Origin of the sequence: Syntrophomonas sp. UBA1041 (genome assembly GCF_002316705.1) — a bacterium.
In the GTDB taxonomy this organism is placed as follows: domain Bacteria; phylum Bacillota; class Syntrophomonadia; order Syntrophomonadales; family Syntrophomonadaceae; genus DTU019.
On record NZ_DCEA01000069.1, the window covers coordinates 1 to 8825 of the forward strand.

General features: G+C 49.5%; 10 protein-coding genes and 1 pseudogene. 6 read left to right on the forward strand and 5 right to left on the reverse strand.

The annotated features are described in order from the left end of the window. Positions 1 to 526 precede the first annotated feature (526 nt). From B2633_RS10395 to B2633_RS10405, 3 genes are all read left to right on the forward strand, one after another. On the forward strand, positions 527 to 1366 hold the full coding sequence (locus B2633_RS10395; RefSeq protein WP_483170566.1) for an SDH family Clp fold serine proteinase: 840 nt from the start codon (positions 527 to 529) through the stop codon (positions 1364 to 1366). A gap of 143 nt (positions 1367 to 1509) precedes the next feature. Then, positions 1510 to 2406, forward strand: coding sequence for an SMODS domain-containing nucleotidyltransferase (locus tag B2633_RS10400; RefSeq protein WP_483170567.1), 897 nt, complete (start codon positions 1510 to 1512; stop codon positions 2404 to 2406). 93 nt (positions 2407 to 2499) lie between these two features. Beyond that, complete coding sequence (locus tag B2633_RS10405) at positions 2500 to 3069, forward strand: nitroreductase family protein (protein ID WP_483170568.1); 570 nt, start codon at positions 2500 to 2502, stop codon at positions 3067 to 3069. Positions 3070 to 3223: 154 nt separating this feature from the next. Here B2633_RS10405 and B2633_RS10410 read toward each other — a convergent pair. Together B2633_RS10410 and B2633_RS10415 are read right to left on the reverse strand one after the other, a co-directional pair. Beyond that, a pseudogene (locus B2633_RS10410) lies at positions 3224 to 3442 on the reverse strand (IS5/IS1182 family transposase); the annotation flags it as partial. Positions 3443 to 3523: 81 nt separating this feature from the next. Then, positions 3524 to 3916 (reverse strand): helix-turn-helix domain-containing protein, encoded by a 393-nt coding sequence (locus tag B2633_RS10415; RefSeq protein WP_481039039.1) that lies wholly within the window; start codon positions 3914 to 3916, stop codon positions 3524 to 3526. Positions 3917 to 4052: 136 nt separating this feature from the next. On the opposite strand from B2633_RS10415, the gene B2633_RS10420 reads away from it, so the two are divergent. The 3 genes from B2633_RS10420 to bfr all read left to right on the forward strand — a co-directional run bounded on the left by B2633_RS10420 (position 4053) and on the right by bfr (position 5365). Next, positions 4053 to 4268 carry a helix-turn-helix domain-containing protein gene (locus B2633_RS10420; protein WP_481039037.1) on the forward strand — a complete coding sequence of 72 codons (216 nt, stop codon included), beginning with the start codon at positions 4053 to 4055 and terminating at the stop codon, positions 4266 to 4268. A gap of 140 nt (positions 4269 to 4408) precedes the next feature. Further along, on the forward strand, positions 4409 to 4675 hold the full coding sequence (locus tag B2633_RS10425; RefSeq protein WP_483170570.1) for a hypothetical protein: 267 nt from the start codon (positions 4409 to 4411) through the stop codon (positions 4673 to 4675). 222 nt (positions 4676 to 4897) lie between these two features. Then, positions 4898 to 5365: a bacterioferritin gene (bfr, locus tag B2633_RS10430; protein ID WP_483170571.1), complete on the forward strand. Its 468-nt coding sequence runs from the start codon at positions 4898 to 4900 to the stop codon at positions 5363 to 5365. A 510-nt stretch (positions 5366 to 5875) separates the two neighbouring features. Here the strand turns inward: bfr and B2633_RS10435 are convergent. The 3 genes from B2633_RS10435 to B2633_RS10445 all read right to left on the reverse strand — a co-directional run. After that, the gene (locus tag B2633_RS10435; RefSeq protein ID WP_483170572.1) at positions 5876 to 7195 is read right to left on the reverse strand and encodes a TrkH family potassium uptake protein; all 1320 of its coding nucleotides are present in this window, start codon (positions 7193 to 7195) and stop codon (positions 5876 to 5878) included. Positions 7196 to 7218: 23 nt separating this feature from the next. Continuing rightward, positions 7219 to 7872: a potassium channel family protein gene (locus B2633_RS10440; protein ID WP_483170574.1), complete on the reverse strand. Its 654-nt coding sequence runs from the start codon at positions 7870 to 7872 to the stop codon at positions 7219 to 7221. 42 nt (positions 7873 to 7914) lie between these two features. After that, a partial coding sequence (locus B2633_RS10445; RefSeq protein WP_483170575.1) for an NAD(P)/FAD-dependent oxidoreductase occupies positions 7915 to 8825 on the reverse strand: 911 nt, incomplete at its 5' end.

Sequence of the window (8825 nt, forward strand, 5' to 3'; positions counted from 1 at the left end):
TCCGCTTCGCTGGCCAGGGCCAGGGCCGGCTGTAAAAGAATAAACGGTACACTCAGCAGGGAACTCCACAGTCCCCTTTGGGTAAGGTTTTTCAAAACGACACCCCTTCCTTCAAAGTAATACTGAACAACATTGTAAATCAGATGATCACTCTTATCAAACAACGACTTTCTCTCTGCTATTTACTCCCCTCCTCCAGCGAACCATCATAACAGGCTGCCCCAATAACAGTAATACCCTTGGCCCATTTGGCTGTGAATAATGCAAATAGGTAAGGGTTGCGAAAATTGTTATAAATAAACAGGCATACAGTATTTCTATACTATTATTTTAGCCCAAAAGTTCAAACATCAGTATGGGCCGATACTGGGATGCAGGAAATGGTGTTGAGCAATCACCCTAAAAGGGGTGGCTATCTTGTAGAATATCGCCGAATTTCGGGGTTATACTTGACTTGTACGGCTTACAGTGTAAAATTATAGTGCCGGAGGATTTTTTAGCCGGCTTTTTCTGATTATAAAGGAGGATGATACCAGTGCAGTACGATATAGGCTCACTTTTCTGGTTGGTATTTTTGCTGATGGCCTTCCTTCCGGTTCTCAAACAACGCCGCATTCTATCATCCCGGCTGGCCTTCCTGCGCCGTATCGAGATGGAACGCCAAAGCAGAGTCATCACCTTGATACATCGTCAGGAGTCGCTCAGTTTTTTGGGCATTCCGTTGAGGCGCTTTATCGACATGGAGGACTCGGAGAAGGTTTTGCGCGCGATTCGACTGACACCGGACGATATGCCCATCGACATCATCCTGCACACCCCGGGCGGAATAGCCCTGGCGGCCGAACAGATAGCCCGGGCCTTGAGAAAACACCCTGCCAAGGTCACCGCAATCATTCCTCATTACGCTATGTCCGGCGGCACCTTGATAGCCCTGGCGGCTGACGAAATCCTGCTTGATGAAAACGCGGTTCTAGGCCCGATAGATCCGCAGATCGGACAGTTTCCGGCCAGCTCGATCATCCGGGTTTTACGCGAGAAGCCGGTTGAAGACATAGATGACGAAACCATCATACTCGCGGATGTAGCGGAAAAGGCTACTGCACAGATCTTTGAGACCGCTGTGGAAGTTATGACGCCGCGTTTGGATGAAGATGCGGCAAGAAATCTGGCCCAGATCCTGAGCGAAGGGCGTTGGACCCATGATTTCGCTCTGGTCTGCTCTACCCTGTCCCAACTGGGACTGCCGGTAAACTGCAATCTGCCCGATTACATCTACGAGCTGATGGATCTCTTTCCCCAGCCGGCCCGCCAAATGCCCTCGGTTGAATATGTACCGGTGCCTTATCGCCGCCCCTCCAGGGGGTGAAGGCCGATTTGTGCCGTTGCCTGATAAAATCAATTTCGGATAACCCCGCCGCTGTTTATGCGCATCCTTACCTAACCATTTAGCCGGAGGACAGCTTGATGTGTTAAAATGGTAAAAAATAAATAGGGTCGGGGGGTTTTTAGATGGACAAAAGAGTTGCCTCCACTGTTGCAGATAAGTTTCAAGCCTTTCTGGACAATTTGGCCGTTGAACACACGGAATTTATCATGGAAACCTTTCGCACTATAACCAGGCAGTTGAACCAGACTTATTACGGCAACAGATCCGAACTGAGATACGCCCGCTTTATCGGTTCGTATGGCAGAGGTACCGCCATCAAGGGCGTAGCCAATATCAATATTTTATACGAAATGCCTCAGCGGGTGCAAAAGCGCCTCGAAGTCTGGCAGCAAAAAGCGCCTCGGGTACTGATCAAGGAAGTGCGGGAGCTGATAGAAGAAGCCTTTCCCATGGTGAAGCTATCTGACCAGTGCCATATCATCATACCCTCTCTGCACAATCTGCAGTTTGAAATCATACCTGCGTTTCCCGGTTTAAAGAAAAGTTATATTTATCCTGACCTGAACAATATGACCGGCTGGTCAACTTTTAATCCGCTTCGGGAAATTGAAGTCATTGAAGATTCAAATTTCCGATATACCGGTAAAACCAAACACCTGGCCAGAATGATGAGAGCCTGGAGAGCTGCCCGCAATGTGCCGATTTCCGGAATGCTCCTGGATACCCTGGTGGTCAGCTTCATGGATGAATGGGAGAATAATGATACAGCTTTCGGATATTACGGTATTATGGGGCGGGACTTTCTGGAATACCTGGCCGGCCGCAGAAAAAACCAGGCAATATACTATGCGCAGGGCAGCAACCGGGAATTACCCTCTACAGAGGACTTTGGCGCCTACGCCAATGATGATTTTAAGCTTGCCTCCCAGGCGGTTGAGCATGAATTGAATGAGAATTATTATGAGGCCAATCGGCTGTGGCTGCAGGTTTATGGCCCATTATTTCCAGTGATGCTGTAGGCCGTCCTGTCACCTGTGACAACAGGAGCGGATTGGTGTTAAGCATATCATTGCCGAGCAAAATGAATACTAGTCTAGAAGGAGGTAGATGGTATGGAGTTTTATGAAGTGATTCGAAACCGCAGAGCGGTGCGCAAGTACAAACCCGATAGGGTCCCTGAAGACCTTGTCTACAGAATCCTTGATGCCGCCAACTGGGCCCCTTCGGGAATGAATACGCAATCATGGGAGTTCGTGGTGGTCAGCGGAGCCAAACTCAAATCCATGGGCGAAAGTCTGGCCCGCATTTATGAACCCATGGCGGCTAAAATGGAAGCGGACAAACGCGAGGCCTATTTAAACAACGTACGTAATTTTTTCGGGGCGCCTTTGGTTATCATAGCTCTGGCTCCGGTTCAGAAAAAAGATGTGATGCGCAAAATGCACCTGAAGGGGGTATGTGCGGCCTTTGAAAACCTGTTGCTGGCAGCCTGTGCCGAAGGATTAGGGAGTTGCTGGATGACTGGACCCTTGCAGGAGGAGGCCTTTTTGCGCGAGCTGCTTTCCATCGGAGAGGACAAAGAGATCGTTGCGGTTACACCCATAGGGTACCCGGAATATATACCCAAAGCCCCACCCCGTCTGGACCCGGAATTGAAGCAAAAGGTAACCTGGTTCAGATAAGCCTGAATTAGAACAGAGGTAACCGGGGATGGTGACAAATGGGGACGGTCCGAGATCACTGAAAACGTAGTCTTTTAAACTGTGATTGCGTATTTTCTGATCCAATCTGATCGGTTAATCAATAATCGGCGCTGCAGCAACTGTCCAAATGATTATTCAGGTCTTGTAAAGCGGATACCAGCTTGGTTATCCGCTTTAAATTATGTGCCAGAGCTGTTAGTTTGGCCTGAATGCGGATGCTTCATAGACCGTAGCCTTTGCCCGATTCATGGATTCTTTTTAATTCTGCGTTCTTAGGTTCAATCTTGGTCCGCTTGCGGAATTGATTAAGGAATTCCGGTATTTTCGCCCTTGGGCTGTATTCATATAACTCACAGCTCCGCCGCCTATGCCTCCGGTAACAACACTGACCGGGTTGTGTGCAGAGTGGTTTTGGGCGCCATCTATGTCCTTTCTATTGGCCTTTTTTCGAATCGATGATCAGTTTCATGGTCTGCCGGGCGATGTCAAGAGTTTGTTTGGCCTGGTCTTCCGTCAAAACCCCTTCAGCCAGGGCCTGGTTCAAAGATTGTCTGAGTTCCTCGGCCAATTTGTCCATGTCGTACACAGTTTTTATTTCCTCCGGGTCGATCTCCATTTTTACTTCTATCTGGTCACGGCCGAGCAAATAGTCTGTGGTCACTTCATACAAATCAGCCAACCGGGCTAACAAAGAGGTATCCGGGTCCCGGTCTCCCCGTTCGTAGTTGGATAAAGATTGGCTGGTAATCCCCAATATCTTAGCCACGTAGGTTTGCTTCCAACCTTTTTCCTCTCGAGCTGATCGCAGTCTTTCTCCTAAGCTCATCCGCCTCACTCCTCGCACCTAGTTTACCAAATTTAAACGCAGAGAATAAATCTTTAAACTAAATGTGTTGACGGCTTCCATATTCTCCCTTATACTAAGACCATCCTTAAACGTTTTGTTTCATGGGAGTGAAAACATGGGGAAGAGGGAATGGCTGAGAATTGGGCAGAACATCGCAAGAATCCGAAAAAGCAAAGGCGTAACCCTGGAATGGGTGGCCGGTAAAATGGGGCGAACACCCCAATGGCTGAGTAACATAGAGAGAAATAGACGATCGATTGAATCCACCGACTTGTATAAAATATCACAGATTCTGGGCGTTGATATTGAGAATTTCTTTAAGGACAATTGAACAGTCCGTTTAATTTTGCACAATAAACCCCAGGTTTTAAAAATACGGGAGGTACCAACAAGATGCCGGAACTCCGACCAGGGATGACGCACAGGCCTGAAAAACCGGATTCAAACCCTGCGCATAAACTGAAAAAAGTCTTGGCCAAAATCATGACTTTGTTCACGCCCATTAAGTTTCATCTCAAACCGCGGGAAAAACCGCCTGAAGATCGCCACGACCAAGACGGCCAAGAAACGATGGGGATGACAGTAAATATTAATATCCTTGGCGTTTGCCAGCCGGAGAAGCTCGCCCAAGGCATGTGCCCATGCTGTAAAAGCATGATCGAGTTGTGGCTTTTGCCTCAGGGGGTTGAAATAACATTGCCGGGGCAGGAATATGATGTCGAAACTCCCTCCAAATAATCTGATGCCATCGGAATATCAGGTAAAATGTTTAACCCCCCAACTGATTCATGAAGAAGGACTGGTAAGCGGCGATGCAGAGGAACAGCAAAACCACTGGGTACTGAGTAGCCAAAGCCGCCATTTGACATTATGGTACAATTCATTTGCCTCAAGCCCGGCTGGATGATATTGTATAATTATAATTGTTTGTATTTTTGATATAAGAAGGGAGGACTTGACGTGAAAGGAGATCCCAAGCTTATCGAAGCCTTGAATTCACTGCTGGCCGACGAACTGACCGCAATCAACCAGTACATCGTCCATTCTGAAATGTGTGCGAGTTGGGGCTATGGTAAACTGCATGATCAATTTGAAAAGCGGGCTATTACTGAAATGAAACATGCCGAGACCTTGATTTCGAGAATACTTTTCCTCGAAGGCGTGCCCATCGTGAGTCAGCTCAAAGATATCCATATCGGCAGTGAGATTCCCAAACAGCTTGAAAACGACCGTCTGGCAGAAGCAGGAGCCATTGCGGCTTATAATCAGGCCATAAAGTTGGCGGGAGACGTAAATGATTACGCCACTCGGGAAATACTGCAACAAATCCTGAACGATGAAGACCGCCATATAGATGAAATCGAAGAGCTTCAGGAACAGGTCGGTCATATGACGCTGCCTGTTTTCCTATCCACCCAGGTCGGATAATAAGGAAGAGGCGCCGGGTGAAACCTCCTATAGTGAAGGTCGTCAACTCCGGTTTTCATTAGATTTCCATATGATTGCGTAACTGAGCGGCAAAACCGCTCAGCTCAGATCGTCGACAAAAACGAATAACTGCGTTGCTCAATAGGTCCGCTCAATCAACGTACTATTTGTACGCCTCAATCGCGGGCCTATTGCGCGTCTTGTTCTTCGCTTCCGTCGCTCGCTCTGCTTTTTTACGTGCACCGCGTGCCCAGCCAAGCAGAGAAAACTATCCTCTACCGCCCCGCTCTAAAATACCAGCTAAACGATCTGGTCCAGGCCTATGACTTTATTTAAGCGTTTATCCGGTTTTAGCGATATGATTCGAGCATAATTAACGGTCATGGCCTTATAGCCGCTAGTGATTGCGATTAGGGCATTTTCTGTAGCTGCTCTCTCCCTGCTGGAGCCGGAGGCATGACCACAGTGGTCCTGGACAGTCCTTTTTGTCACCGTCCCTGCTTGCCTGGCTCAACCGATCATGACTTCTTCCTCGGCGTAGCGAATATCAACCTGCCGTTCTTTTTGAGCAAATGCCACCGCCAGAGTCAAGGGCCCCACCCTGCCAACAAACATGGTAAGAATGATCATTAGCCTGCCCAGAGTGTTCAACTCCGGAGTGTAGTTCAATGACAGCCCCACCGTAGCAAAGGCGGAAACCACCTCAAAAACGATTTTGTTCAGGCTATCGGCTCCTTGTATAAAGGTAAGCAGCAGAATGCTGGCACAGACATAAAAACCGGACATGGCGATAATAGCCAGAGCCCGGATAACGTCCTGCTGAGGAATGCGCCTTCTGAAGATTTCGACATCCTTTTTACCCTGCATCTGGCTGAGTATGGCCGCCCAAACCACGGTAAAAGTCACGGTTTTCATCCCGCCTGCGGTGGAGCCCGGAGAACCGCCGATGAACATCAAGAGGATCATTAAGAACTGGGTGCCTTGAAAAAGGGTGGTGATATCCATAGTCACAAAACCGGCGGTGCGGGTTACGGAGTGAAAGTAGGCGGTCAACACCTTGCCGGGGAAAGATAATTCCTGCAAAGCATGATTGTATTCTGCCACCAATATGAAGAGAGTTCCCAGGAGCAGCAACACTGCAGTGGTGGAGAGCACGATCTTGCTGTGCAGGGAGAAGCGACCGCGGCTTCTAAAGCTGATGATTTCAGCGATGACTACAAAACCCAGTCCTCCCGCAATGATGAGGATGGAAATAACCAAATTTGTCAGGGCGTCGGTTCTGAAGCCGGACAAACTGGCAAAATTGCCGAACAAATCAAAGCCGCCGTTGTTAAACGCGGAAATGGAGTGGAACAATCCGAAATAAAGCGCCTTGGTAAAGCCCATTTGAGGGATCCAATGCAAAGTCAAAAGCAAAGCTCCGGCCAGCTCAATCCCCAGGCTAAAAATAATCAGATAGCGGAAAAGGCTGACTATTCCTCCCGGCGAAGATTTGTTAATGGCGGCTTGCATGAACATTCGCTGCCGCAAGGCGATGCGTTTCCCAAACAAGAGCGCATAAAAGGTAGCCATGGCCATAATGCTCAAACCGCCTAACTGCATCAAAAGCATGATGACAACCTGCCCAAAAAAACTCCAGTAAGTGGCGGTGTCTTCCACTATCAAACCGGTGACACAGACCGCCGAAGTAGCGGTAAAGACGGCTGTCAGCCCATCGCTTTCACCGTTGGCCGTGGCCCAGGGGGTGGCTAATAGCAGGCTGCCCAGTATTATTAGCAGAATGAAACCGCCTGCTACCACCTGCGGCGGACTCAAACGAAAACTGCCCATCCATATCCTCCGAACTATTACTGCTAAAGATCGCTGAGTTTATCGAGATAAATGTTTTTACCTAGAACCACCAGGATATCGTTGGCAAGGACGGTCTGGTTGGAGGTGGGATTAACAATGATCTCTTCCCCGCGTTTAATGGCGATAATATTAACATTATGCTTTTCCCGGATATTGCTCTCCTGGAGGGTCTTACCGACAAACAAAGCAGGGGTAATGATCTCCAGAATACTGTATTCACTGGACAGGTTAATATGATCAAGTACGCTTTTGGTCAAGAGTGACTGGGCCACCCGAATCGCCATGTCCCGCTCCGGATAGACGACCAGGTCGGTGCCGATCTTTTCGAGTACCCGGCCATGCAGGTGGTTTTGGGCTTTGGAGACTACCATGGGAACTTCCATGTCTTTGAGCAAAATGGTGGTCAGAATATTGGACTGTACGTTCTCTCCGATAGCCACCACCACTACGTCAAAATTGCGTATTCCCAGGGTTTTTAAGACCTGTTCATCAGTGCTGTCAGCCTCCACCGCGTAGGTAGCGATGTCGCGGGCCAGATTAACCTTGTTAGGATCAGAATCCACCGCCAGGACATCCAACCCCATGCGGCTCAGCTCCTTGACCAGGCTGAAACCGAAACGGCCCAGCCCCAGTATCGCAAACTGCATATTTTTCATACTATTGTCCCCTATCCATTCCATAATCTTTGTATGGCAGGCTCATAGACTGCAGGCCAGCTTGTGGGCCTCATGTATGGCCTCATGAACCTTTCCGGGACGCCGGGCGTCTCCCAACAGGTAAACATCAGGCTGACCGGTCAGGGCTTCATATAAGGCGTTGTCTGCCCTGGCCCCCAACGCCAGGACGACCGTGTCGGCTTTAATAGTCAGCGGAGCATCGTCTTGCCGCAGTGTCGCACCTGATGCGGAGACTCCCTCAACAGAAGCTTGAGTGTAAATGTTTACCCCGAACATATCAAGATTTTTGAGCAGCAGCCAGCGGGTGGCATTGTTCATGTCACGAGCCAGACTCTTTTGTTGTTCTACGATAGTAATTTTATAACTCCCGGTCAGCAACAGTTTTCGGATCTCATCGGGCGGTTCCGCCTCGTGGATGAGCATGAATTTGGCAGTATCCGCATCCAGGGCGCCCTGTTCAGCCAGGTATAAGGCAGTCTCACAGCCTACCGAGCCCCCGCCGACCACCAATATGTTGGAACCTTCTACCGGAGCCCCGGCCAGCACTTCCCAGGCCTGCAAAACCCGGACCGTCTCACAGGGAAAAGGCACTTCGCTCACCGGCTGGGCTCCGCTGGCAATAATCACCGCATCTGCCCCCCGGGCCAGGGTTTCTTCAGGGGTGGCGGGCTTGCCCAATATCAATTCCACTCCGGCTTGAGCCATACGTTCTTCATAATAGCTTAATAGAGGCAAAAAGTCGGCTTTTCCCGGCGGGACTGCCGCCAAACGCCACTGTCCCCCAATAGCCTCTTGCTTTTCCCACACGGTAACCTGGTGCCCCCGCTCTGCCAGGGTACAGGCCGCTTCCAGTCCGGCCGGGCCGGCCCCGACCACCAGTATTTTCCGTTTGATCTCTGCAGCCGGTATCACCAGGTTACCGTGTGGGAAAA